Genomic DNA, 23,125 nt, shown 5'->3' on the forward strand with positions numbered 1-23,125 from the left:
TTTTACAGGTCCAGTTCGGAGGAACGCGAAAGGACAAGAACGAAAGGCTTCGGCCCTTTATTTTTGCCCTTGTTCAACCAAATTGAGTCCAGGCCCCCATCGTCTAGCGGCCTAGGACACCGCCCTTTCACGGCGGCGGCACGGGTTCGAATCCCGTTGGGGGTACGCAGGGAAGTGGTCAAAGCAGGCAAGAAAGTCTGGTAGGCTGGAGTCCTTGAAAAAACGCAGTAGCAATACTGCGGACAGCAAGAAATAGCAAGGCCCTGTAGCGCAGTTGGTTAGCGCGCCGCCCTGTCACGGCGGAGGTCGCGGGTTCAAGTCCCGTCAGGGTCGCTTTGATTGCCGGAAGAGATTCCGGCATTCATGGTGACATGTCACCTAGGCTCTGTAGCTCAGTTGGTAGAGCGTTCGACTGAAAATCGAAAGGTCACCGGATCGACGCCGGTCGGAGCCACGTTTCGGCAAGCTCAACGCAAGCAGCTAAAACCCCGCTGTTCCCTTAGGAACAGCGGGGTTTTTTCGTTCCCCGGTTTCCCTGCACCGGCCAAGTAGGAGGGAACACCGACCGCCAGAGCAATTAACCCTAACCACAACGCTGTCATCGCGAATTTCCTGCGTTCGCCCCGACATCTCCATTCCCCCATTCGGAGGATCTTACGGCACTAACTCGTCGTACCTGTGAGCGGTAGCCCACGCATCGCTTCTACGTCGCGTTAGAGGAACGCTAACGGAATGGTGCGTCCTCGCCCTCCCGTGGGGCTCATCGTATCCGTCATAGACGCTTCGGAACCTCACAGCGTCCCGCGCGAGTGCCGTCTGTCGAACCATTCATCCTTGAGGGGGAACTTTTTCATCCTAGGGTTGGGACCAGCTCTGAATCGGGCACAGGCAGTGCTGGGACCCGATTAGGGTGAATGCATGTTCAAGACGATCGAGTATCTGAAGTCCCTTGCAGCACCGGCGACGGCCATGCTGCTTCTGGGGACGCTTCTCATCCTCGAACAGCGCCATTTCGACCGGAACAGCGTATTGCTGTTGGCCCTGATAACCGGCATTGCTGTGGCCGAGGTACTGCCGGTGGCTGCCCTGGGGCTGGCTGCTGTCACTTTGGTCCTTCAGAGCTTCGCCGTCCTGCCGTCCGTCGCCCTGTCGGGCGTGCTGAGCTATGCAGCAGTTCCTGTTGTTATCTTCTTCGCCGTTCTTGGCTGGAAGTCCGGGGCGCGATGGATCCCGCCGGCTGCTGCCGTTTTGTTCGCCGGTGTCACGACCGTCAGCTGGTTTACGGATCAGGCTTGGATCAATTTCATCTTCGGCAACCAGATTTACGGCCGGGAAGTTCTACGCACCCTCATGTACGCTTTTCTCATCTTCGGCGCGTTCGTGGCGTTGAACCTTGCTGCGTGGGCCGCTGGCCTAGCGGTGAATAACGTGTCGAGAAGCCGGAGGGCTCAGCTTGCTGCCGAGCTCAGGCTGCGCGAAACGGCGACAGAGCTCGCCGTGGAACAAGAGCGCAACAGGATCTCCGGGGAGCTGCATGATGTTCTCGCGCATTCGTTGACGGTCATCGTGGCGCAGGCCGAAGGAATACGCTTCATCCACCGTGCGGAACCTGAATCCGTTGAGGAAGCCTCCGCAGTCATCGCTGAGTCTGCCAGGACGGCGCTGATCGAAACGCGCCAACTGATTGAAGGCTTTGCTTTCGACAGGACAAACAAACCCGCCAATCGGGTCGAGGACCTGGCCACTCTCGCTGATCGTTTGAGCTCCAGCGGAATGCCGGTGCAGATTACAACGACGGGCTCCCCTCGAGACTTGACGGTTGCCCAGCACCTGACGGTCTACCGGCTGGTGCAGGAAAGCCTGACGAACGCGTTCAAACACGCAGACCGGGCAAAGGGCGCAAGGGTGGGCCTGGCTTGGACCGCGACTTCACTCGAAGTCTCTGTCCGCTCGTCACTTCTCCGAGGCCCCGTCCCTTTCCAGGAAGAGGTGCAGTCGACCGGACGTGGAATCGCAGGAATGAAGTCCAGGGCAGCAGCCGCGGGAGGTTGGGTCGAAACGCTCCGCAGTGAGGAAATCTTCGAAGTCATGGCATTCCTCCCGTTGACCCGCGCTGATGGGCAAAGGGGACCAGCGGCCACGACGGCCCCACTCCCGCTCCTGACGGGATCACGACCATGACCGAAGGACCGATCCGAATAGCCCTCGTGGATGACCAACCGCTCTTCAGTGCCGGGCTCAAAATGATTCTCCGCAGTCAACCGGACATGGACCTCGTCGGAGAGGCCATCAATGGGGACGCGGCGGTGAAGCTGGCCGAAGAGACACTCCCGGACGTTCTCCTCATGGACATCCGGATGCCCGTCATGGATGGCATTACCGCCACCAAGGCAATCCTGGGATCTCCGGCCCTGGCGTCCATCAAAATCATCGTGCTGACCACGATCCAGCACGATGAGGCCGTCGTCCGCGCCATCCAAGCCGGCGCTGCTGGATTTCTCACTAAGGACACCACCCCTGAATTCCTGCTGGCCGCCATCCGGACCGTGCATGCGGGCCACTCCGTTATAGCGCCGGCCCTAACGAATGAGCTCTTGCGTGACTACACCACACCGGCCGCCGGTAATGATGAGGTCCTCGTGGACCTGTCCAGCCGGGAACGTGACGTTTTCCTCCTGGCCGCTAAAGGGTTGGCAAACAGTGACATAGCCGCGTCCCTGGTGCTGAGCGAGGCCACCGTGAAGTCACACGTGGGCAGCATCCTGGCAAAACTCAGGCTTAAGAACCGGATCCAGCTGGTTGCCTTCGCTTACGAAAATGCTCTGTTGAGCTAGGAGCCAGCCTGGCCCTATGCCCCTTTACAGGCCTTCCCCGACGGGCAGGCCTTCCCACCGCTCTGCCCCTGAACAGCTTGAGGAGTTCGCCATGAAAAAGAAGACCATCGCCGCCGGCGGACTGATCCTGGGCATCGGAGTTGCACTGGCAGCCGCGGCGATCCCGGCAACACCGGTCACCCCATCAGCGGAGCCGGTCGCAGGAATTATCCGCCAGGCTGAGGCTTACGCCCATGCTGATCCGGTGGCCGAACAGGGCATGCAGGAGGCCGTTCGGCAGTGCATGGCTAAGGCCGGCTTCGACTACACGCCACCCAAGTGGGCCTCGCCCCTGGACCTGAACGGATTCATCGGATTCAAACGACTCTCAGTTGAAACAGCAAAAACAAGCGGCTACGCGAGCACGGAACCGCAAGGCCCGCACGAGCCCACACCAGGGTCTGCCGACGGGCAATTATTCGCCGACCCAGCATTCAACGACGCTCTCACCGGCCCCGCCGGCACCCAACTGAAAACGACAGCGGACGGGTTGGGAACATCCGCGGGAGGATGCCGCGGCCAAGCCATGACGCGAATCTACGGCAGTGCAGAGAATTACATGCTCGCCACCCTCGGCGCATCCAACTCACTCTTGATTGCCACCAATTCCGCTTCCAGCGATCCCGGCGTGGACAGAACGATCAAGGACTGGAAAGCATGCATGAACGAAACACCCCACTCCTCCTACGCGAACCCGCAGCAGGCATCCGACGCTGGAAAGGCCGCAGGGGGCCAGGAAGAGTTCAGGATCGCCGTAGCCGACGCCGTCTGCCGGGACAAGACCGGATTCCACGCCACACTCGACAGCATCCTGGACAAATACCTGACCACCCGCATGCAGCAACTCGCGCCTGAGATCGAGAGAGTCAAAGAAATCCGACGCATTGCGGCATCAAACGCAGGACCAATCCTTGCCACAACGACTAATTAACGCTGCGTCAAGAATGCGCGTTTTAGGGGGAACAAAACATGAGGGCTTCGCGGCATGGGATCAGGCCCGGATGGGTGCTGCTCGGGATCTTTTCCGTGTTCATGGTTCCGATCCTTCTGTTCTTTGGGATCTGGGTCGGAGGTCTCGACGACGAGGAATCCTGCCATCTAACTCATCATCAGACCTATGACCGGGAGTACAGGATGGCGCACCCCGAACATGCGGGCAGGAACATCTTCCCGTTGAGCAACAAATGCAACGCCGACTACGACATGGTCCCCTTCTGGATGAACCCAGCGATCGTCGGATTCGCACTCCTCACTGTGGGCGCCTTCATAGTGCCACCACTGAGAAACCGCTCGGCTCGCAACCAGGACGGCCTTGAATCACGCCGTCTCCGTGGTCCTGAGTCACGTTGACGGTCACCCACCCGGAGTGTAGTCATTTACAACTATGCCGAGAGGACCGTTTGCGGCACTGCAAACCTCACCCAGCAGCTATAAGCGGGCACCGTCTATGAACACGGCGACAACATTTCACTCGCCATCGGTCCTCACGAGCCGCCGGCAAGTGAAGTTAGGTTGCATCTCGGCGATTACCTCCCTGCTCTTAGGGGTGACAGTCCATACGTCCGCTACCTGGGCTCTCGACGCAGGTGTGAAGCGTCTGGTTTATTTTGGGCTGCCGGATTGGGGCCTCATTCTTTGTGCGCATCTCATCAGCGGTGCGACAGCGGTAACAGCAATGCTTTTTTTAGTACCACCGGGCATCAGGCGAATATCCCGGCCTTGGCTTCGCCGGCTGACAGCGGTTCTGGTGGGCCTGGCAGCCACCGCAGCGGCCTTGCCATGGCCCATATACTTCGTCGGCATCGGTATAAACGCCCTTACGGACTACACACTGGTCACGGCTGAAAACGGTGAAAAAGTACTCGTTCAAAAGCCGGGCTACGACCCGGCAGATTACGCCGTGTACCGACAGGAATCCTTCTTCGTCTACCAGAGGAGCACGGACGGGACGTCAGTCTCGGACATCTTCGAAACCGATGACTGTACTCTCACCGGTCACAGCGCGGGTCTCCTACTCACCTGCGGAGCAGACACCATTCCGGTTCCGCCCCTTAGTGAATAGATTCGGAAGCTACGCGGATCGTGTCGCAGGAGGTTTCCGCTCCAACGCGTCTCGAAACCCTAGGGATATGGGACGTCTCAGTCCACTTCGCTTAGGGTGGTCGAAACTTAGCTGATGATGTCCTTTTAGGCGTGCCCGGATAAAACGAGGTTGATAATTTACGGAGTGGTCCGGCGATAGACGGGATCAGTTCATGGTAGACAGAGCAGACCATGAGCTTTGGGGGATTGTGATGGAACCGGTTGTATTTATTGATCCGTTCACGGTTGCGGAACCGGCTTCGGTGGCGCCTGTCCCGAAACCAGCACCGGTCGCTGTTCCTCCCGGACCAGCGGCGACTCTTCTCTTTTCTTCCCAGGGTCGTGAACGTGAAGTGCAACGACTCATTCACGACCTCGCTATCCTAGCGACCCGGCAGCAGCACCGCCCGTCGGGTAGGGCGGCGGGTTCATAGTGAGATGGATGATCCCCGGACGATAGGTCTTCTCGTGGCGTTCTTAGGCACGTTCACGGTAGCGGCGTTGATGTTCTTGCTTTATGTCATTGCTCTTTGCGTGTTGCTCGCTCTGGCGGGAACAAGCCAACTGGTCACCTGGGTCTTCAGCGCCAGCAAGCCCGCGCATGAAGCAGGAAGGGCAGAGGGCCCGCTGGCCGTCATGCAAGAGGGGCGACACTACCGCTCCGCGGGAGCTGGAAGCAGCAGGATCAGATAAACGCTCCGCATCCATTTACCGTCACCGTGTGGGTCGGCGAAAGCACCCAGTGGAACGTTGTGCGGAAAGCCCCGTTGTCGGCGGTCTGACGAGAGCAGCAGCGACGCCCTCCCGGCGTTTCGTCACCCCGTTACCTGCAAGAGGGCTGATTCTCCGGGGAACCGTGCGCGATCAGGGGCCGGTTAGAAAGTCATACCCGGGCAAAACGGCGCAGAGGATCAGACCGCCATGGCGGTCTGAAATGTTTTCGGCCGCAGGGTGCGGAACGGGAGGTCAGGGGCGCCGGTGAGGGCTTTCCGCAGGCGCGGAAGATGGAGTTCGATGTCCCGGGCGACCGCTGTGGCAGCCGCCCAATCAGCCAGAGCCAAGGCCAGCTCAAGCTCAGTGCACAGCAGGTTCATTCTTAGCGCCCCGACCAACCAGGATTTCGTCTTCAGGTTCCGGGAGGCATCCAGCGCCAGGTCCCCGTCCCGGGCGCCAACTGCGCGCACGATCGGTTCAACGAACCGGGGGAGGCGGGACGTGTAGTCAGCGGCGATAGTTTCGGCCGCTTCCGGTGAGGCTTGGCCCACGAGTTTTTGGAGGTGCTGCACATCCAGTGTCGGTTTGGCTCCCTCACCCACTTGATTGCCCCTGCGCACAGCACAACTCCTTCCCCACATTGGGTGTGCACCCTGGCCCGGCGCGGGCCGTGTCATTTCAACTTGTAAATCCCATGGCCCGCTTCCTTGCAGGCCATGGCCAGAGTGCATGCCCGGCATCAAGAACGGCACAGCAAACGCGCAGGACGGGATCAAGAAACGGCGGTCCCGCAACATCTGGGCGGCCTACCTTCCCGGAGCAGTGGCTCTAAAGCCGGCCCATGCCGTCCTTAGCTCCAGGGGCCGGATCATCTTCCCGCTGCCACCCTTGGGAATTACAGGTGCTGTCCGAGACACAGCCGGTTTAACCCCCTCGTTGCAGGGTCAAATCATTCACCCGCCGGACCTTGAGGGCCTGCGGAGACAGTCGCACGACCAACCGGCAACCCGGCATCCTACCCGCCTTCGGCTCTGCACACCATGGATGTTGTTAGTGACAAGAGCATATTCATCCGGATGTCAGGTTAGGTTCTTAGAACCACGGGAATGAGCGTCAGGAAAAGGCGATTTATACCCTACTCTGACAACTTTCATGGGCTTAACTGACGTCAGGTTGGGGTGTAACCCGACCTGACAACGGTGCAGGTGGCGTCACGTAAGCCGGGTTGCGTGAGAAAGAAACGAGATGGTGTGGGCCCACGGTCCCCCACGACGTACCGGCTCTGCCGGTCCGGTTAGAGTGCGGCGTTGTTCAGGGCGTACGGCGGGCGGAGGAGCCCAGGGGTGAGGCCCTCGGCCGGGTCGTTGCCCAACTGGATCACTTTGTTGTATTGGTTCACGTGGACTACCCGGGGCTCGTAAGCCTTGGCTTCCTCGGTGGTCATCGCCGTGTAGGCAATCAGAATGACAATGTCATTTTCGTGCACCAAGTGGGCTGCCGGGCCATTGATGCCAACCACGCCCGAGCCGCGCTCACCGGCGATGGTGTACGTCTCCAGCCTGGCGCCGTTGGTCACGTCCACGATGGCCACGAGCTCACCGGGAAGAATGTCAGCAGCATCAAGCAGGTCCAAGTCAACAGTGACTGAACCTACGTAATGCAGGTCAGCGTGCGTGACGGTGGCCCGGTGAACTTTGGACTTAAACATTGTTCGATTCATAGGAAGCTCCAGTGTTAGGGCTTTGTGCCGAGCAGCCGGTCCCACCAGCTCCCGCACGGATCCCGCACGAAGGCAGCCTCTTGCAAGAACTCGCTCCCAAGTTCTAGTGGCCGATCTCGGACGACGCCGGCAGGAAATGCGTGAAAACCTGATATCCGTCCTGACGGGAAATCATTTGTCTTAGTAAGTTTCCTTCCGCTGAAATCCAGAGAAGGGAATCGTCCGGCATGACGGCCTCCACCGTTCCTTTCCGGACCAATCTCCCGCTTCTCCAAACTTCTACCCGTTGCCCGAGAGCACGTTGCCAATCTGGTTGCAGATGAAGGTCCATCGTTTGCTCCTATGTGCACGCTGATGAGATTTGGAAGAGCAGCAAGGGGTTGTTGGGCCAGCCGGCGGTGAGGTGTCACATGCGTTGCGATAGTTGATGATCCGGGTGATCATCCGACACCTCACCGCAGAAATTGGGGCAGTCGCCTGCCGGTTATAGGGAGCGCTGGTCTGGGCCGTTGTATGCGCTGAGGGGCCGGATCAGGGAGTTGGATGCCAGCTGTTCCATGATATGGGCGGTCCAGCCGGTGATGCGGCTGGCCACGAAGATCGGGGTGAAGGTTTGAGTGTAGAAGCCCATGAGGTGGTACGTGGGTCCGGCCGGATAGTCCAGGTTGGGTTTGATGGCCTTGGCCTCGTCCATGGCGGCTTCGAGCCCGTTGTACAGGCCCAGCAGCTCAGGCCGGCCGTAATGGGCGATCATCTTGTCCAGGGCCGCCTTCATCGTGGGAACCCGCGAGTCGCCGTGCTTGTACACGCGGTGGCCGAAGCCCATAATCTTCTTCTTCTGCGCCAGGGCGTCTTCCATCCAGGCCTTAGCCCGTGCTGCGGCGTCCTCCATGGACTCGTCGTTGCGGATACCGATCTCCTCGAACGTGTGCATCACGGCTTCATTAGCGCCGCCGTGCAGGGGTCCTTTCAGGGCTCCGATGGCAGCTGTCACGGCCGAGTGCAGGTCCGAAAGGGTGGAGGTGACCACGCGGGCGGTGAAGGTCGAGGCGTTGAAGGAATGCTCCGCGTACAGGATCATCGAGACGTTGAAAGCCTCGACGACCTCATCCACCGGGTCTTCGCCGAAGGTCATCCACAGGAAGTTGGCCGAATAGCCCAGATCGTCGCGGGGCTCCACAACGTCCTGGCCGCGCCGGCGGCGCTGGTCATAGGCCACGACTGCCGGCATCGCCGCCCACAGGTCGATGGCTTTTTTCATATTGACTCCGGGCGAAGAGTGCTCCGCCAGCGGGTGCCGTGCCCCCAGCACCGATACCGCCGTGCGGCAAACGTCCATCGGGTGGGCGTCGGTAGGCAAGGCGTCGATAATCGCCATGAGTGCCGGGTCCAGCGCCCGGCCCGCCCTCTCGCGCGCGGTGAACGCGGAAAGCTGCTCCTCGGTGGGCAGCTCCCCGTTCCAGAGCAGGTAGGCAACCTCTTCGAAGCTGCACCTGGCGGCGAGCTCCTGGACCGGGTAACCGCGGTACAGCAGCGAGTTGGTTTCCGCGTTGACCTTGGAGACGGCGGTGTAGTCCACCACGACGCCGGCCAGGCCTTTCTTGATCTCTGTGTCAGCCATGCTGAACTCCTTCGTTGCAGTCCTTGTACTAGCGGTTGTTAGGGATCTGGAAGTTGAAGACGCCGGAATCGAATTTGTTGTAGGCCTCGTAGTCCACGAGGTCATACAGCCGTGCACGGGTCAGCATTTCCGGCACGCGCACCTGCTGGGTTCCCAGACTCCTAAGCGTGTCCAAAACCCGTTCAGCGGCGCCCATGGCACTGCGGAGCAGCGTGACAGGGTAAATCACCATGTTCACTCCAACGTTCTGCAGTTGCTCCGTGGTGAAGAGGTCGCTTTTGCCGAACTCGGTCATGTTGGCCAGGATGGGCACGTCAACGGCGTCCCGGATGGCACGGAACTCGTGCAGGTCTCGCATGGCCTCGGGGAAGATGGCGTCAGCCCCGGCGTCAACCAGTGCCTTGGCGCGGTCCTTGGCCGCCTGGAGGCCGTCGACTGCGCGGATATCGGTGCGAGCCATGATGAGGAAGTTCGGGTCACGGCGTGCGTCCGCGGCGGCGCGGATCCGCTTGGTGGCGGTGTCCAGGTCCACGACGTTCTTGCCGTCCAGGTGGCCGCAGCGCTTGGGATTGAACTGGTCCTCGATGTGGCAGCCCGCGAGCCCGGCGTTTTCCAGTTCCTGCACGCTGCGGGCCACGTTCATGGGCTCACCGAAGCCGGTGTCGGCATCGACGATGCAGGGAAGATCGGTCATCCGGGCGATCTGTCCTGCCCGGGTGGCCACCTCGGTGAGCGTGGTGAGACCGATGTCCGGCAGGCCAAGGTCATTGGCCAGGACGGCGCCGGAGATGTAGACCCCGGTGAAGCCCTTCTCCTCGATCAGCCGGGCGGAGAGCGGGTTGAACGCCCCGGGAAACTGCTGGATGGTCCCGGAGGCGAGCAGTTCCCGCAGCTTGACGCGCTTCTGCTCGGGGGGTGTTTTGGAGTACAACATTAGAAGAGCCCATTCGGTGCTGCCGAGAGGTCGATGACGCCGGGCGCCGCTGTGATGTTCAGCTGGTCCAACTCCCCGGCGGCGAGCTCGGGGAGGCGTTCGACGGCGGCGAGGAACCGTTCGATTTCATCCTCCTCCACCAGCCCGGCGGCCAGCGTGCGGAACTTGTTCACGTACTGCTCACGCGTGAATGGGCGGGCGCCGAGGGGGTGGGCGTCGGCGACGGCGATCTGGTCCCGGATGACGGTGCCGTCGGTGAGCGTGATCTCCACGGAACCGCCGAAGGCCTTCTCGGAGATGTCGAGGGAGTGGTAGCGGCGGGTCCACTCCGGGTCCTCCACTGTGGAGACCTTCTGCCACAGCTCCACCGTGTCCGGGCGGGCGGCGCGTTCGGGGGAGTAGGAATCCACGTGGTGCCACGCCCCGTCCTGCAGCGCCACAGTGAAGATGTACGGGATGGAGTGATCCAGCGTTTCCCGGGAGGCAGTGGGGTCATATTTCTGCGGATCGTTGGCACCGGAACCGATCACGTAGTGCGTGTGATGGCTCGTCCGGATCAGTACGGACTTCACATTGTCCGGGTCCTTCAGCTCGGGGTATTCACCGTTCAGTTTGCGGGCGAGGTCGATCCAGGCCTGGGCCTGGTACTCGGCGGAGTGTTCCTTGGTGTAGGTGTCCAGGACGGCCCGCTTGGCCTCGCCGGCTTCGGGCAGCGGAACCTCGTAGGAGGCGTCCGGGCCGTCCAGCAGCCAGGCGATGAACCCGTCTTCGCCTTCGTAGATCGGGACGGGGGAGGTCTGTCCGCGCATGGCACGGTCCACGGCTTCCACGGCCATCTTCCCTGCGAACGCCGGCGCGTGGGCCTTCCAGGTGGAGATCTCGCCCTTGCGGGACTGGCGGGTTGCTGTGGTGGTGTGCAGCGCTTGGCCCACGGACTGGAAAATCGACTCGACATCCAAGCCGAGCAGCGTTCCGATGCCGGCGGCGGCGGACGGGCCGAGGTGCGCCACGTGGTCGATCTTGTGCTTGTGCAGGCAGATCGCCTTCACCAGGTTCACCTGGATCTCGTAGCCGGTTGCGATGCCGCGGATCACGTCGGCGCCGCTGGAGCCGACGTGCTGGGCGACGGCCAGGATCGGGGGGATGTTGTCGCCGGGGTGCGAGTAGTCCGCGGCGAGGAAGGTGTCGTGGTAATCCAGCTCCCGGACGGCAACGCCGTTGGCCCACGCTGCCCACTCGGGGGAGACGCGTTCGCCGATGCCGAAGACCTTGGCCCCCTTGCCGCCGCTGGACGGACCGTGGGTGAGGGCCTGTGCCCGGGCAGCGACGATCGGGGCCCGGTTCAGCGAAGCGACGGCCACCGAGGCGTTGTCGATGATCCGGTTGATGACCATATCCACGACTTCGGCGGTGACCGCTACCGAGTCGGCGGCGACCACGGCAATCTTGTGGGCCAACTGGTCCTCGCGCGGCAGGTTTTCTTCGCTTTTGTAAACACGGACGTGATTGTTCTTGACCATGGTGCTCCTTAATGTGGCCTGTGGGTGGCCTTGAGATGGGTAAGACTGCGGTGCAGATGAAGCGTGGTAGCTGCCTCAGCAAGCCGAGAATTCCCATCGGCGATGGCTTCGGCAATAGCTGCGTGCTCCCCGGCGGCGGCAGTGAGACGGTCAGCGTCTTCGGCGGCCATTCTGCGGACTCGGACAAGGTGGACGCGCATGCTCCGCATGCTCTGGGCAAGGTAGGAGTTGGAGATGGCTGCGTCGATAGCCTCATCCAACCGGCTCACCAACGCGTAATACGAATAGCGAGCCGGGTCCTGGGCGGAGAGCAGCGCGGGAGCCGCGAGCAGTTCGGCGTGGAGCTGGGTGAAGATACGCGATTCACCTCGCCGGGCGGCCAGCGCGACAGCCCTAACCTCCAGCGTTTCACGGAGCTCGAACAGTTCAGCAACATCGCCCAGTGAAATATCCGTGACGACGACGCCTCGCCCGCCTGCCGCCGTGGTTAGTCCTTCCACGGTGAGCCGATTCAGCGCCTCCCGAAGAGGCGTACGGGAGACCCCGAGGCGTTCGGATTGTTCGACCTCGGCAAGGACTGTTCCCGGCCGCAGCCGCCACTCCAGGATGTCCTCGCGGAGGGCCGTGTAAGCACGATCACTGGCGCGCACAGACCCTCCTGCCTTTGGAAACGTTGGTTTGTATACACAGAGCATGACATATGCCTCAGAATCTGGCAATACCCCCTAAAACGCGGCTCTTTGTATACATATGCTGGTTCAGGTCACGGGGGCGCGGCGCCGATCAGCTTCTTGGCAGGGTGCAGTCAAGGGGCGTAGACTCTCGAGTTCGCGGAGGACCAATGCGACCGACCCTCGGCTCAGTTTCTTTGGCCATGGACGCAGACTCGTGACACTTAGCCTGTGGCCGTTGATTGAAACTGTCGGCAAGGCGGCAGAGCTCGAGCTGTTCCGTGGATAGGCGCCTGTTCAGTTCAGCACCTGCGAAACTGATGGCCCCTATACGCGAATTGTGCCCCTTCGAGACCCGCACGAATCCGTGAGCGGAACCGTGGAGGTGCAACCCGTTGAAGGAGCTGGGCAGGCGGACATTGTGGTAGGGCTGCGGGGCCAAAAGAACAGATTCCGCCCGTGAGGATCTGAATTCCCCAGTAGTCCGCCGTACGGAGAATGGAGCGTCACCGTGGGCGCTGTTGGGCGGTTGCCCATGCCCGCCGGAAAGTTCCCCGTGAATCGCCAGCCAAAAACCTGGGTGCGCTTGCGTCTGCGATGTAACGTACCTTCAGCCGCAGCTGTGACAAACTATCTGACTGCCTGTTGAAGATCTAAGTGTTCGACGACGACGTTCCAGTGCTGCTGAAGAATGCAGGTACATTATCGAGGGCAGGCGACGTAGTCTCCGTAGACCAACCAGCCATGAGTCTTCTTCGAAGGGAGATCCGCCAGCTAGGCGGCCTTCTTAAGGAGACTGCTGCCATACGGATCCCACTGATTCAGAGATCAAATCCTCCACGACTAGCACGGGACCCTTCGTAAGAGCACTCGCCTTTTCAGCCCAGGAGGGCAGTACGCACCCGTTCTGACCATGGCTGCGGATGCTCGCTGCCGTCTGGCATGTTGACGACGGTAAATGTTCCGTGGGCAACAACACTTCCGTGTCTCCCTTCCGACAAGCTCGTGACCTCAAAGAAGAACGTCATGGACGTCCGTCCCACTGAGGCTACGCCAACCGAGACGGAGACGTGCTCATCGAAGCTCATCGGGGCGACATAGTTGATTAGATGCTGGACCCGCGGTGCACAGGGAAAGACGTCTATCAGGCCATGCTTCTTCCAAAGTCCTGCTTCACAAGCCTCAACCCAGCGCATGATTACGGAGTTATGGTGACGACCGGTGGCGTCAGTGTCCGCTAAATCCAGTGTGCGTATGACAGTATTTGAGGCGGCTCCTGGGTGACCGTCAGCGCCGTGCTGCTGGCCAGGCCTGCCGTCAACGCGTCTAGGAAATGTTGTAGGTGCGGTCGTCATGATGCGCTCACTTGTCATAGTAGGTGTCTCGTTCATGGAAAGCGTCGCGCGTTCCGTGCGCTTTGCGCTCTTTCAGGAAATTAAACTCGTCCTCCTCGAATCGCAGATTGGTACCGAGAGTGTGTCCAACATACCCGCGCGCAAACTGCTCGGAACCTCCCAGGCTCTCCAGGGCCATTTGCCACATGGCCTTGCCCGTCACCAGCGCGTCGCGCGGGTGCTGGGCGACTCGGCTGGCCCAGTCCGCGGCAGTTGCTTCGAGCTCAGCCTCCGGGACGCTTCTGTTCGCCAGCCCAAGGGCGTGGGCTTCTTTCCCGTCGAAGGTATCGCCTAAGAGCAGGATCTCCCGCGCACGCTTGGGCCCGTAGAGCAGGATTTGGGTGTTGAGGTGCCAAGTGTTTCCTGCCAGGCCGAAACGCTGTTCGGCGTGGCTGAAGCGTGCATTTTCCGAGCAAATCACCAAGTCGACCATCTCAGCCAAGTACATTCCAGCTCCTGTGCAAACTCCGTGGATCTGCGCAATCACCGGTTTGAGCGAGAAATGGAATGCTTTATACCCCTCCCCGAGCCGCCGGTCACGGATTAGGCGGCTCCGTTGGCTGGGCCTGCGTGGTTTCGAACCATCGGCCTGAACCTCCAGCCCATAGGAGCGTAAGGCGTCGTTATAGTCATGGCCCGCACAGAAGCTTTTACCGTTACCCCGGAGGATTATGACACGGATCTCATCGTCAGCCTCAGCCTCATGGAGGAGGTCCACCAGGTCGTCCAAGTCCGAAAACCGCAGGGCGTTATGCTTCTCCGGCCGATTCAGGACGAGATGCCCGACAGGGCCTCGTTTTTCCAGGTACACAGCATCGTCGCTCATCGCAGCTTCCTTTCGGGTCGGCCCATTTTGATTCATAATACATTACCGTAGACGAGCTTCATAAGGTTGTAGCATGTTTTCTTCCGCCATTCTAAAAGGTCCGTGCACATGATCAGGCCTCCGTTGACAATCAGGGGTACGCCGCACGTGCTATCGCCACCCATAAGCGGTGGAAGTGGGTCCTCCACAGCGGCTAACCCAAACTCCTGCTGGTGACGAACAGCGGCCGGGCCCCGGGTGGCCGGCCGGCAGACAGTTCCTTGCCTCATCTACTGCAGTTGCCAGCCCTCTAGTAACGCCCAACGGTTCCGGTCGTCCCTTGTAGCTGATCATCTATTCAGCCGGGCGTTGTTCACACATGTCCAAGGGAGCCGCCGCGCCTGTTGTCGAGCGATGGTCGAAAGGTGAGTGTTTCGTGGACGGCGGATTTCAGTGGTCGTTGCAACGGCCGTGAATCTGCCGGTGGTGAAGCCGGTCTGATCGGGTGCTCCAGGGGGCTCTTCCAGCCCAAGATCTCGCGGGGCCTTCGATTGAGGTTCAGCGGCGACCATGGCGAGGTGTTCTGGCTGTGGACGCACCAAGTCTGTTCCTTTCGGGAAGTACTGGCGGACACAGTGTTCTCGTGCGTTCGAGGCGCGCTGTCATGGTCTGGCGGGATCGCAAAAGTGGACAAGGATTAGAGTTCGCTGGGTGAAGTCTGATGGGGGGCCATTTCAGTGCCTTGATCCCGTGTGGGGGGCGGCGCAGATCGGCCCGGCGGGTGCTCATCATTTTCGCCAACCGGCCCCGGAGGTTCTCTGTTCCGCCACGAGACAGCAGGATCCACGGCGAGTTCCAGGCTTCCACGCTCGTGTAGGGCCTGCAAGACGGTCTTAGGCACGACGTGCATTTCCGGCTCTTCCTGTACTCGGCACTGCGCTGAGCCGTTCGCGGACGGTAGATGCCGGCCCGTGAGTGTCGCTGGTGTCGGTGAGCCGTCACCGACACACACTGGGGACTGCTTTGACCTAGGCTAGCTGCGGCAACCACCAGCTGTGTTGAAACGCCCTCCCAACCTTCACTGGCTTAGGCTGCGGAGTTGCCTTACCATGCCGTCGAACTCGGGCCAGACGCGGTAACGCGTCCGGACCGCGCGGCCTCGGATGAGAGAGCAGGATCGTAATGGTCCGTCTTGGTTTAGGGGTCAAGGACCTTGAAGTCAGCCCAGCCAAGAGATGGTCCCCTCACCGGCGAAGACGATAACTCGGATATCAACATTGGCGTGCGGCCTGGTGCAAACGCGACGGCTCCTCGTGCACTCGCCCGACCCACGAGTCCCGTCCGGGACGGGAGGGGCCAAGGGCTGCGGTGTCGGCGTCAGTGTGGCGTAGTGGGGCACTTTCAGGCTCATTACTGGCCCTGGTCTCGTGCGCTGGGAGAAGTAGCAAACGTTCCTTCTGCGGAAAAGAGCAGCCGGTCGAGGGAGTCCCTCGCGCGGATACGAGCCACGATAATCCGGCGGCCCTGTCGCTCGACAAAAGCACAGATGGTCATCGTCTCACCGGATACGTGGACAGGCCGGTGGTAAGAGACGGCCAGATCGAGATGCTTCGCTTCTAACGACGTTGTCTCCGCGATAACGTGTCTCAGGCTGACATCCGCCAGGGCAAACTGGACACCACCGTGCATGATGTCAAAGGAGTTTGCCAGGCGTCGATCCGGAGCGACGCCAAGCACCAGGGCTGTGGGCCTCTTTTCTAGAACTCGAAGCCCCAAGAGGTGCTCAAGGGCCTCGGTTGTCGGCTGCGGCAATTCATCTTTAGGCGAGCCCGCGTGCGCGCCGGAGACGATCATGAACCGTCCGACACAGTGCGCCAGGATGGTTCCGTCACTGCCGACGAGTGTCGATGCGGCCAGGGCGGAATCATCGCTCAAGTCAATGACCCGACCGTGTGCGGTGACTCGCTCCCCGGCACGTGGCAAACGCCCTCCGAAGTCCAGCCGCAGATTCACTGTGCGGCAGCTCTGATCCTCCGTGAGGTGCGTCAGAACAGAGCGCCCTGCTGTGAGGTCGGCAAGAGGACCGATCCAACCCCACGGCCGGTTAGCGTCGCCAGCGGAGTGGATTTGCTGTTCGACCCGCAGACTTCCAGGTACCGCGTCAGTCACTGTAATGCCGAACAAGGCTTCGGTGGGGGCAGGGGCAAGCCTGCTGACCTCCAGGGCGCGCTGGAGCGCCTCCTCGTCGGAGGCGCTCCGGGCCGACATGGCCGTCGTTGTTGCCCTGGCCCAGGAAGCGTTGTGCTGTATTTGGTGAGTCTTCATGGGCTCACTTCAGAACGGTGCTCTTGGTGAGGGAGCCAAGGATGAGCGCGGCCTCACGCGCCATGTTCGGCACAAACTCGGCCACGGAAATCAGCTCATGAATCCCACTGGCGACCTGTCCTGTGAGGACCAGCCCGTTATCAATGTCGCCCTCAATCTGCGCCTTGCGCATCAGCTCGATCTTCTCGATGGAGGACGGCTGACGCGTCGGGTCAGCTTCGAGAAGTATCCCGGAGGCAGCATTGCGCAGGATACGTGCAGGACTATAGACGCCCTTGATCAGGACATCATCACCTTCCCGGGCGTTCAGCAGCGCCTTCGAATAGTTCGGGTGCCAGTCGGGATTATCGGTGCTGGCAGCAAAGCGTGTACCCAGTGCGACTGCGTCGGCCCCCAGCGCCAGAGCAGCGGCCAGCCCACGTCCGTCCCGTACTCCACCAGTAAGGACGACGGGCACCGAAACGTCGTCCGCGATGTTGGGGACGAGAACAAAGGTATGCATGCCACTCGACGGGGTATGTCCACCCATCTCCAGCCCCGCCGCGATAACGACGTCGACTCCAGCTTCAACGGCCTTTACTGCATGTCGGGAGGAGCCGACCTTGTGCTGGTGGATCAAACCCTCATCGTGCAATTCCCGGCTCAAGTCATAGGGGAAACCAGCGGAGGTGGTGACCACCCGGAGGGTGCTGGCGACGTGAGAGTCATCGCGCCGGGCGGCTAGGACAGCGTCGAGGTAGAGACGTGAGTACGTCGAAATTTCGCCGTTCTTCTTGTGGCCGACCGGTATGTTGACGGCGAAGGGGCGCGAGGTGAGTGCCGCGCATGCCTCGACCGCAGCACGGAACTCTTGCGCGGCCAAGTTCAGGTCGCCGGCAGTTCCGGGAACGCTGACTGTGCCAAGGCCACCGGCATTGGACACGGCGGCCGCTAGCTGTGTCGTGTTGAATGGCCCCATTCCCTCTTGGACGATAGGATGCTCGATCCCAACAAGCTCTGTATAGCGGTTCCTGATTGCCGGTCCGTGCGGGTCCAGCGAAGCGTGGTCCATGGAGGTTCTCCTTAAATGGTTGCCTGTTGGGCGTACTTTGAACGGGCACCAGCCGAAGCCGAAGCAACGGGCTCATTGGCGGGTTCCGTGATCCAAGGCAGGCCCTCAATGGCGTAGAGGTTGCCGTCAACGATGATGTTGCGGAAGAACTTTCGGTGGACGAGCTGCTTGTCTTCAACTACCTCATCGACACGTTTGACAGGGGCAACAGGGATGGCATGCTGCTGCGCCAGCACCATGATTTCGGCCCTGGTGCGTTCACGCAGCCACGGTTCGACGAGGCGGTCAACTTCCTCCGGGTACTCCATCGCGATGCCGTGCAGATTCTGATACCGCGATTCCTGCGACCAGGCCGGGTTGCCCATCATGGCGAGGATGTTGTCCCAGTCCCGCGGCGTACGCGCGATCATTGCGACATATCCATCCGCACAGGGGAACAGTCCAAAGGGATAGCGACCGCCGGATCCCGGAGCACGAGGCCCGTCTCGGAGCAGCGGAACATCGTAGTATTCCGAGACGGCACCATAGATCCGCAGATAACTCGCCAAGACGTCCGCGCCGACGATGCGCACAGCCGGCGTCTTGCCAGTGATCCGACGTCGCAGCAGGGCGGCCATCGTCGCGCCGGCACCGTGGATACCCAGCTGGAGACAGCCTAGATGGTAAGGGATACCCAGAGGCTCCCGGTCAGGGGCGCCGGTCATATGGAGCAGCCCGCTGCCGGCCTGCATGGCCAGCTCACCGCAGGAACCGAAGGTGTGCCCGGAACCGGCATGAAGAGGGACCAGCTCGCAAACCACCAGCTGCGGGTGCATCTTCCGCAGGACGTCTAGGGGTTGGCCGAAGGTTGAGGCTTGGAGTTCCATGGGCACGTCAGTGATGACGACGTCGGCTGTGGTGATGACCTCGGAGAGCGCCTCGACCGAAAGCGATGCGGATTTGTCTGCGTCAAAATAAATCCGGGCAGCCTCCGGCAAGGTACCGGGCGCGACATCGATTTTGGTTACTGCGGCTCCGGCATCAGCCAGCAGCTTCCCGGCGAATGCAGCTCCCCGCGTGAATCCCACTTCGACAACAGATATTCCTTGCAGCATGATCTTCCTAACTTTGGCTCGGCGCCTTGGAGTCGGTGGAATGGGTTTCAGACCCTAGGTCAGTACGCCGTTGGCGGCCAGCCGGTCGATCTCATCGTCTGCGATGCCGAGCGTTCCCGCCAGGACCTCTCGGGTGTGCTCCCCGAGCAGGGGCGACCCTCCGCTGAGCCGGGCTATGGAGCCATCGAGCTGCCAAGGCAAGCTACTGACCAGCATGGGACCAATCAACGGATGCGACACGGTTTGCGCCAAGCGGGAGCTCTCGCCAAGCACGGGCTGCTGCGCCCCCCCGGACGGGGCGACGACTGCGGCCTCGATGCCGCGATCAAGGCACCATTGATGCAGTTCCTCCGAACCGAGCGAATCCGCGGCCCGCGTGACAGCGTCAAGTTCTTCGGGCAAGAGTCCAGTGACGCCCACCCAGTTGTCCGGACCACACTTAATCATGTGCCACGGTCCAGGACTCATCCCTGAGTTTCCACATGGGCCAGGCACGCGGCCGGTGCTCTGCCATTCGACCGTGGCTTCCCCTGTGAGGATGGCCGCCGCTTCGGTCTGGGACAGGTCCAGATGGCGTCCGCGCCCAGTATGCTCCCGCTCCCAGAGCGCACTCAGGATTCCGAACCCTCCGACGAAAGAGGCATTCATGTCAGCCAGAGCCGACGCCATGGTCCCCTGAACGGCGCCGTCCTCGTACCCAATGAGCCCCTCCACCCCGGCCAGCGAAGTCATCACGGGGGCGTAGGCTCGTTGGTCCCGGTATGGTCCCTCCTGGCCGTAGCAGGAGGCGGAGAGGACGATCAGGCGTGGATAAGTGGCACGGATCTCTTCTATTGACAGTCCGAGCCGTTCCAGCCAACCCGGGACAAAGTTTTGGACGAACACATCGGCAGTACCGAGAAGCTTCATCAGGAGCCGCGGGCCCTCTTCTGTCTTGAGGTTCAGGGTGATGCTCTTCTTGCCGGCATTGGCCTCATGAAGGAGCCCGAAGGTTTCTTCCGACGGCACGTCACTGGCTTCGGACTTGCGCTTCAGTCTGGTGCGGTTCACGTCCGGCTTCGCCTTTGACTCCACACGAATGACTTCGGCGCCGAGATCGGCCAGTATCCGGGCATTCAGGGGTGAGGACACCCCAATGGTCACCTCGACGACCCGGATACCGGAGAGCCAGTCCATGGGTTGAATGGGTGGTTCCGCCAGCTGGTCAGTTACGCGCTCCATTGCCGAACTCCTTACCTTGCAGAATCCTTGATGGAGATACTCTACATGTTTCTTGCGCAAATACACCAGGGTGTCTAATAAACTCGGCGGGACTCAGGCCGCCGGGACTTGGCTGGTCCTCCTTGACATGATGCGAATCACGCGACAAGCTCGTAGACGCACGACACGACGATGTAGAACGAACATGTCAAGGCCTCGCATGCGGCCTTGGGAGATTATTCCCCCAGTCAGTCGGGTAACCCGGTTGCGATATCACAAGGACGTGAAGAATGGGATCAGTTCCTCAAAAGAAGCGGATGTTACGGAACAGCTTGCTCCGGTGCACGAGTGCTCTACTAATCGGAGCGGCAACCTTGCTTACAGCAACGGGTTGCGGCGGCGGGAATTCGAGCGCGGCCGGAAGCAGTCTTCCCAAGGTCACGGTCGGAACCACTAACTCCAGCAGTGACGCACCGCTTTTTATCGCTCAGGAGCGTGGTTATTTCGAGGCGGAAGGCATCAGCGTCGAACTGCTTCCCTTCCGGTCGGCTGCAGAGATGGTGGCCCCGTTGGGATCCGGCGGCCTGGATGTCGGTGGTGGCAGCCCCTCGGCGGGACTGTTCAATGCGCTGGCACGCGACGTGAAGATCCGGATCGTTGCGGATAAGTCCCATGCATCCGCGGATGACAGCTACCTTTCCTTGCTGGTGCGCAAGGATCTGGTCGACTCCGGAAAGTTCAAAGGCTACGCGGATCTCAAGGGCCTGACCGTGGCGGACTACTCCGAGAGCGGCACGACGTCGGCCGCTCTGAACCAGATGCTCAAGGCAGGCGGCCTCACCATGGGCGACATCAAACGCACAATTCTAGCCGGTCCCGAACATATATCGGCCCTTGAGAACCGTGCAGTCGATGCAAGCATCACGACGGAACCTACAGTCAGTCAGGCAGTTGAGTCGGGGGCCGCCGTCCGCTTTGCCGGTACGCACAAAGTTTACCCGAATCAGCAAATTGGCGTCATGATCTACGGGGAGCAATTCGCCGCCAAAGAGCCTGAGGCTGCTGCTGCCTTCATGCGTGCATTCCTGCACGGCGCCCGTGACTACAACGACGCGCTCAAGGGCGGCAAGCTCGTGGGAGAAGGGGCCAAGGAGATCATCTCCATCCTGGCCAAGGCAACCTCCGCCAAGCCGGAAACCCTGGCCGCGACCACTTCGCATGGCGTTGACCCTGACGGCGCACTCAATATTGCGGGGATGCAAAGTGATCTGGAGTTCTGGAAGCAAGGCGGCTACATAGAGGACAAGGACATCACCGTGGCCTCAGCCGTGGACACCTCGTTTGCCGCAGCAGCAAGCAAGGCTCTCGGTCCCTACAAGGAGAAGAAGTGACAAACCTCGTGAATGAATCCATTGAGTCGGTGACAGGAGCACCAAAGGCGATGTTGTCCACCCCCGGCCTCGGAACGAATTCCAGGGACGCGAAAATCCGGATCCAGGATCTGACCAAGACCTTCGACTCACGGGGGAAGACCATACAGGCGATCGACACCCTCAACCTGGATATAGCGGCTGGTTCCTTCTTTGTCATCGTGGGGCCGAGCGGCTGCGGAAAGACCACACTGTTGCGGATGCTCGCCGGGCTCGAGAAACCGTCATCAGGCCGGATCGAGATCGACCAGGACCAGACTGACCGCCCCACCAACTCAATGATCTTTCAGGGCGACTCCATCTTTCCCTGGATGACCGTGTGGCGCAATGCTGCCTACGGTCTGCAGATGCGTGGAGTACCGAAGGAGCAGATCAGGGACACGGTGGGCTACTACCTCGATAAGACCGGGCTGACACCCTTCGCGAACTCCTATCCCCACCAGCTCTCAGGGGGCATGCGGCAGCGGGTCTCCATTGCCCGCGCATTTTCCAACGACCCCGAGATCCTACTCATGGACGAACCCTTCTCAGCACTCGACGAACAGAACAAAACGCTCCTCCAGGGTGAGCTGCTGAAGATCTGGGACGAAACCAAGAAAACCGTTGTGTTCATAACCCACAGCGTCGATGAAGCAGTCACCCTCGGTGACCGCGTCATGATCATGTCCTCCAGGCCAGGGCAGGTAAAGGACTTGATCGATATTCCCTTTGAGCGACCCCGTGACGTGCTGCATCTTCGCAAGGAACCTGAGTACGGAGAGATCGTCTACCGCATCTGGGGATCCCTGCGAGCCGAAGTGGACGCGGCTGCCCGCCTGCAATCAGGAAATGGAAGGGGCAAGAAATGAGCCTGGACACGCGTACCACCAGCACCACCATCGTCCTGGCGCCCGGACGGAAGGGCGGAGGCTCATTCCTGGACACCAAATGGGGTGAACGCCTGATCGCAGTCTTCGTGCCGATCGCCCTCCTCGGGGTATGGGAAGTACTTTCGCGTACCGGTCTCCTCGACGATAGGTTCTTTCCTCCACCCACAGGAATCGTCTCCCGAGTTCGGCTCCATGCTCGCTTCAGGTGAATTACTCGAACATACTTGGATCAGTCTCCAGAGAATGTTCAGCGCTGCCCTGCTCGGCGGCATTCCCGCCCTGGGTATTGGGCTCGCTATGGGTCTGTACAAGAAATTCCGCCTTGCGATGGAACCGATTGTCGCCGCCACCTACCCCATCCCCAAAAGCGCGATCTTTCCCTTGCTGATGCTCATCTTCGGCTTGGGAGAAGAATCAAAGATCGCGGTCGTGGCAATCGGCGTTTTCTATCCCATAGTCGTGAATACCGCCGCCGGCGTCCTGCAAATTGACAAGGTCTACCGCGACGTCGGCCATAACTTCCGCGCCAGTAAACTGCAGACGTTCCGTACCATCGCACTGCCAGGGGCAATGCCCATGATCATGACCGGCATTAACTTGGCCGTCGGCATGGCCCTGATGCTCCTTGCGGTCGCCGAGATGCTGGGCGCCAAGAGCGGGCTAGGCTATTTGATCTGGAATTCCTGGCAGACCTTCAACGTGGAACCGATGTACGTGGGACTAATCACCATCGCGATACTCGGCGTATTGGCGTCCTTCGTGATCAAGGAGATAGAACGCCTGATTGTCCCCTGGCGGAACCACTAGTACTCGCATCACTGA

General features: G+C 60.7%; 21 protein-coding genes and 3 tRNA genes. 12 read left to right on the plus strand and 12 right to left on the minus strand.

Annotation, left to right across the window (positions count from 1 at the left end):
- Nucleotides 1-92 precede the first annotated feature (92 nt).
- The 8 genes from QFZ33_RS03270 (at nt 93) to QFZ33_RS03305 (ending at nt 4,935) form a co-directional block, all read left to right on the plus strand.
- Nucleotides 93-165 (plus strand) — tRNA-Glu (locus tag QFZ33_RS03270).
- 94 nt (nt 166-259) lie between these two features.
- A tRNA-Asp gene (locus QFZ33_RS03275) sits at nt 260-333 on the plus strand.
- A 48-nt stretch (nt 334-381) separates the two neighbouring features.
- A tRNA-Phe gene (locus QFZ33_RS03280) sits at nt 382-454 on the plus strand.
- A 464-nt stretch (nt 455-918) separates the two neighbouring features.
- Nucleotides 919-2,181, plus strand: a complete 1,263-nt coding sequence (locus QFZ33_RS03285; RefSeq protein ID WP_307024804.1) for a sensor histidine kinase — start codon at nt 919-921, stop codon at nt 2,179-2,181.
- Nucleotides 2,178-2,834, plus strand: coding sequence for a response regulator (locus QFZ33_RS03290; RefSeq protein WP_307024807.1), 657 nt, complete (start codon nt 2,178-2,180; stop codon nt 2,832-2,834). Before QFZ33_RS03285 ends, QFZ33_RS03290 begins: the two co-directional genes overlap by 4 nt.
- Before the next feature lie 91 nt (nt 2,835-2,925).
- Entirely contained in the window at nt 2,926-3,804 is an 879-nt protein-coding gene (locus QFZ33_RS03295; protein WP_307024809.1) for a hypothetical protein, read from the plus strand.
- Nucleotides 3,805-3,842: 38 nt separating this feature from the next.
- The gene (locus QFZ33_RS03300; RefSeq protein WP_307024811.1) at nt 3,843-4,223 is read left to right on the plus strand and encodes a hypothetical protein; all 381 of its coding nucleotides are present in this window, start codon (nt 3,843-3,845) and stop codon (nt 4,221-4,223) included.
- Nucleotides 4,224-4,320: 97 nt separating this feature from the next.
- Nucleotides 4,321-4,935 (plus strand): hypothetical protein, encoded by a 615-nt coding sequence (locus tag QFZ33_RS03305; RefSeq protein WP_307024815.1) that lies wholly within the window; start codon nt 4,321-4,323, stop codon nt 4,933-4,935.
- A gap of 931 nt (nt 4,936-5,866) precedes the next feature.
- Here the strand turns inward: QFZ33_RS03305 and QFZ33_RS03310 are convergent.
- The 12 genes from QFZ33_RS03310 to QFZ33_RS03365 form a co-directional block, all read right to left on the minus strand.
- A complete protein-coding gene (locus QFZ33_RS03310; RefSeq protein ID WP_307024817.1) occupies nt 5,867-6,289 on the minus strand; it encodes a hypothetical protein in 423 nt (140 codons plus the stop codon).
- 674 nt (nt 6,290-6,963) lie between these two features.
- Nucleotides 6,964-7,389 carry an aspartate 1-decarboxylase gene (gene panD / locus QFZ33_RS03315; RefSeq protein ID WP_307024820.1) on the minus strand — a complete coding sequence of 142 codons (426 nt, stop codon included), beginning with the start codon at nt 7,387-7,389 and terminating at the stop codon, nt 6,964-6,966.
- A 484-nt stretch (nt 7,390-7,873) separates the two neighbouring features.
- Nucleotides 7,874-9,010 carry a bifunctional 2-methylcitrate synthase/citrate synthase gene (locus tag QFZ33_RS03320; RefSeq protein WP_307024822.1) on the minus strand — a complete coding sequence of 379 codons (1,137 nt, stop codon included), beginning with the start codon at nt 9,008-9,010 and terminating at the stop codon, nt 7,874-7,876.
- A 28-nt stretch (nt 9,011-9,038) separates the two neighbouring features.
- Entirely contained in the window at nt 9,039-9,944 is a 906-nt protein-coding gene (gene prpB, locus QFZ33_RS03325) for a methylisocitrate lyase (RefSeq protein ID WP_307024824.1), read from the minus strand.
- A complete protein-coding gene (locus tag QFZ33_RS03330) occupies nt 9,944-11,464 on the minus strand; it encodes an MmgE/PrpD family protein (protein WP_307024825.1) in 1,521 nt (506 codons plus the stop codon). Before QFZ33_RS03330 ends, prpB begins: the two co-directional genes overlap by 1 nt.
- Before the next feature lie 8 nt (nt 11,465-11,472).
- On the minus strand, nt 11,473-12,114 hold the full coding sequence (locus QFZ33_RS03335; RefSeq protein WP_307024827.1) for a GntR family transcriptional regulator: 642 nt from the start codon (nt 12,112-12,114) through the stop codon (nt 11,473-11,475).
- Between the two features lie 899 nt (nt 12,115-13,013).
- The gene (locus tag QFZ33_RS03340) at nt 13,014-13,526 is read right to left on the minus strand and encodes an acyl-CoA thioesterase (protein WP_307024829.1); all 513 of its coding nucleotides are present in this window, start codon (nt 13,524-13,526) and stop codon (nt 13,014-13,016) included.
- Entirely contained in the window at nt 13,498-14,355 is an 858-nt protein-coding gene (locus QFZ33_RS03345; protein WP_307024831.1) for an enoyl-CoA hydratase/isomerase family protein, read from the minus strand. The genes QFZ33_RS03340 and QFZ33_RS03345 overlap by 29 nt, the downstream gene beginning before the upstream one ends.
- A 1,389-nt stretch (nt 14,356-15,744) precedes the next feature.
- A complete protein-coding gene (locus tag QFZ33_RS03350) occupies nt 15,745-16,659 on the minus strand; it encodes a PaaI family thioesterase (protein ID WP_307024833.1) in 915 nt (304 codons plus the stop codon).
- 4 nt (nt 16,660-16,663) lie between these two features.
- A complete protein-coding gene (locus QFZ33_RS03355; RefSeq protein ID WP_307024835.1) occupies nt 16,664-17,710 on the minus strand; it encodes an NAD(P)H-dependent flavin oxidoreductase in 1,047 nt (348 codons plus the stop codon).
- Nucleotides 17,711-17,721: 11 nt separating this feature from the next.
- Nucleotides 17,722-18,804, minus strand: coding sequence for a CoA transferase (locus QFZ33_RS03360; RefSeq protein WP_307024837.1), 1,083 nt, complete (start codon nt 18,802-18,804; stop codon nt 17,722-17,724).
- Nucleotides 18,805-18,858: 54 nt separating this feature from the next.
- A complete protein-coding gene (locus tag QFZ33_RS03365) occupies nt 18,859-20,025 on the minus strand; it encodes a CaiB/BaiF CoA transferase family protein (RefSeq protein WP_307024840.1) in 1,167 nt (388 codons plus the stop codon).
- Between the two features lie 353 nt (nt 20,026-20,378).
- Between QFZ33_RS03365 and QFZ33_RS03370 the strand changes: the two genes are divergently transcribed.
- The 4 genes from QFZ33_RS03370 to QFZ33_RS03385 are packed head-to-tail and all read left to right on the plus strand — an operon-like array spanning nt 20,379 to nt 23,110.
- Entirely contained in the window at nt 20,379-21,395 is a 1,017-nt protein-coding gene (locus tag QFZ33_RS03370) for an ABC transporter substrate-binding protein (protein WP_307024842.1), read from the plus strand.
- Nucleotides 21,392-22,282: an ABC transporter ATP-binding protein gene (locus QFZ33_RS03375; RefSeq protein ID WP_307024844.1), complete on the plus strand. Its 891-nt coding sequence runs from the start codon at nt 21,392-21,394 to the stop codon at nt 22,280-22,282. Before QFZ33_RS03370 ends, QFZ33_RS03375 begins: the two co-directional genes overlap by 4 nt.
- Complete coding sequence (locus tag QFZ33_RS03380; protein ID WP_307024846.1) at nt 22,279-22,512, plus strand: hypothetical protein; 234 nt, start codon at nt 22,279-22,281, stop codon at nt 22,510-22,512. Before QFZ33_RS03375 ends, QFZ33_RS03380 begins: the two co-directional genes overlap by 4 nt.
- A gap of 34 nt (nt 22,513-22,546) precedes the next feature.
- Nucleotides 22,547-23,110 carry an ABC transporter permease gene (locus QFZ33_RS03385; RefSeq protein WP_307024848.1) on the plus strand — a complete coding sequence of 188 codons (564 nt, stop codon included), beginning with the start codon at nt 22,547-22,549 and terminating at the stop codon, nt 23,108-23,110.
- Nucleotides 23,111-23,125: the final 15 nt, after the last annotated feature.

It is taken from the genome of Arthrobacter globiformis (assembly GCF_030815865.1).
Taxonomy (GTDB): Bacteria; Actinomycetota; Actinomycetes; order Actinomycetales; family Micrococcaceae; genus Arthrobacter; species Arthrobacter globiformis_B.

What these genes read in the sequence shown, in the direction of transcription:
- prpB (WP_307024824.1), bottom strand. Translation starts at nt 9,944, where the DNA reads ATGTTGTACTCCAAAACACCCCCCGAGCAGAAGCGCGTCAAGCTGCGG.
- QFZ33_RS03300 (WP_307024811.1), top strand. Translation starts at nt 3,843, where the DNA reads ATGAGGGCTTCGCGGCATGGGATCAGGCCCGGATGGGTGCTGCTCGGG.
- QFZ33_RS03330 (WP_307024825.1), bottom strand. Translation starts at nt 11,464, where the DNA reads ATGGTCAAGAACAATCACGTCCGTGTTTACAAAAGCGAAGAAAACCTG.
- QFZ33_RS03320 (WP_307024822.1), bottom strand. Translation starts at nt 9,010, where the DNA reads ATGGCTGACACAGAGATCAAGAAAGGCCTGGCCGGCGTCGTGGTGGAC.
- QFZ33_RS03360 (WP_307024837.1), bottom strand. Translation starts at nt 18,804, where the DNA reads ATGCTGCAAGGAATATCTGTTGTCGAAGTGGGATTCACGCGGGGAGCT.
- QFZ33_RS03305 (WP_307024815.1), top strand. Translation starts at nt 4,321, where the DNA reads ATGAACACGGCGACAACATTTCACTCGCCATCGGTCCTCACGAGCCGC.
- QFZ33_RS03285 (WP_307024804.1), top strand. Translation starts at nt 919, where the DNA reads ATGTTCAAGACGATCGAGTATCTGAAGTCCCTTGCAGCACCGGCGACG.
- QFZ33_RS03345 (WP_307024831.1), bottom strand. Translation starts at nt 14,355, where the DNA reads ATGAGCGACGATGCTGTGTACCTGGAAAAACGAGGCCCTGTCGGGCAT.
- panD (WP_307024820.1), bottom strand. Translation starts at nt 7,389, where the DNA reads ATGAATCGAACAATGTTTAAGTCCAAAGTTCACCGGGCCACCGTCACG.
- QFZ33_RS03380 (WP_307024846.1), top strand. Translation starts at nt 22,279, where the DNA reads ATGAGCCTGGACACGCGTACCACCAGCACCACCATCGTCCTGGCGCCC.
- QFZ33_RS03350 (WP_307024833.1), bottom strand. Translation starts at nt 16,659, where the DNA reads ATGAAGACTCACCAAATACAGCACAACGCTTCCTGGGCCAGGGCAACA.
- QFZ33_RS03355 (WP_307024835.1), bottom strand. Translation starts at nt 17,710, where the DNA reads ATGGACCACGCTTCGCTGGACCCGCACGGACCGGCAATCAGGAACCGC.
- QFZ33_RS03385 (WP_307024848.1), top strand. Translation starts at nt 22,547, where the DNA reads ATGTTCAGCGCTGCCCTGCTCGGCGGCATTCCCGCCCTGGGTATTGGG.
- QFZ33_RS03295 (WP_307024809.1), top strand. Translation starts at nt 2,926, where the DNA reads ATGAAAAAGAAGACCATCGCCGCCGGCGGACTGATCCTGGGCATCGGA.
- QFZ33_RS03365 (WP_307024840.1), bottom strand. Translation starts at nt 20,025, where the DNA reads ATGGAGCGCGTAACTGACCAGCTGGCGGAACCACCCATTCAACCCATG.
- QFZ33_RS03290 (WP_307024807.1), top strand. Translation starts at nt 2,178, where the DNA reads ATGACCGAAGGACCGATCCGAATAGCCCTCGTGGATGACCAACCGCTC.
- QFZ33_RS03340 (WP_307024829.1), bottom strand. Translation starts at nt 13,526, where the DNA reads ATGAACGAGACACCTACTATGACAAGTGAGCGCATCATGACGACCGCA.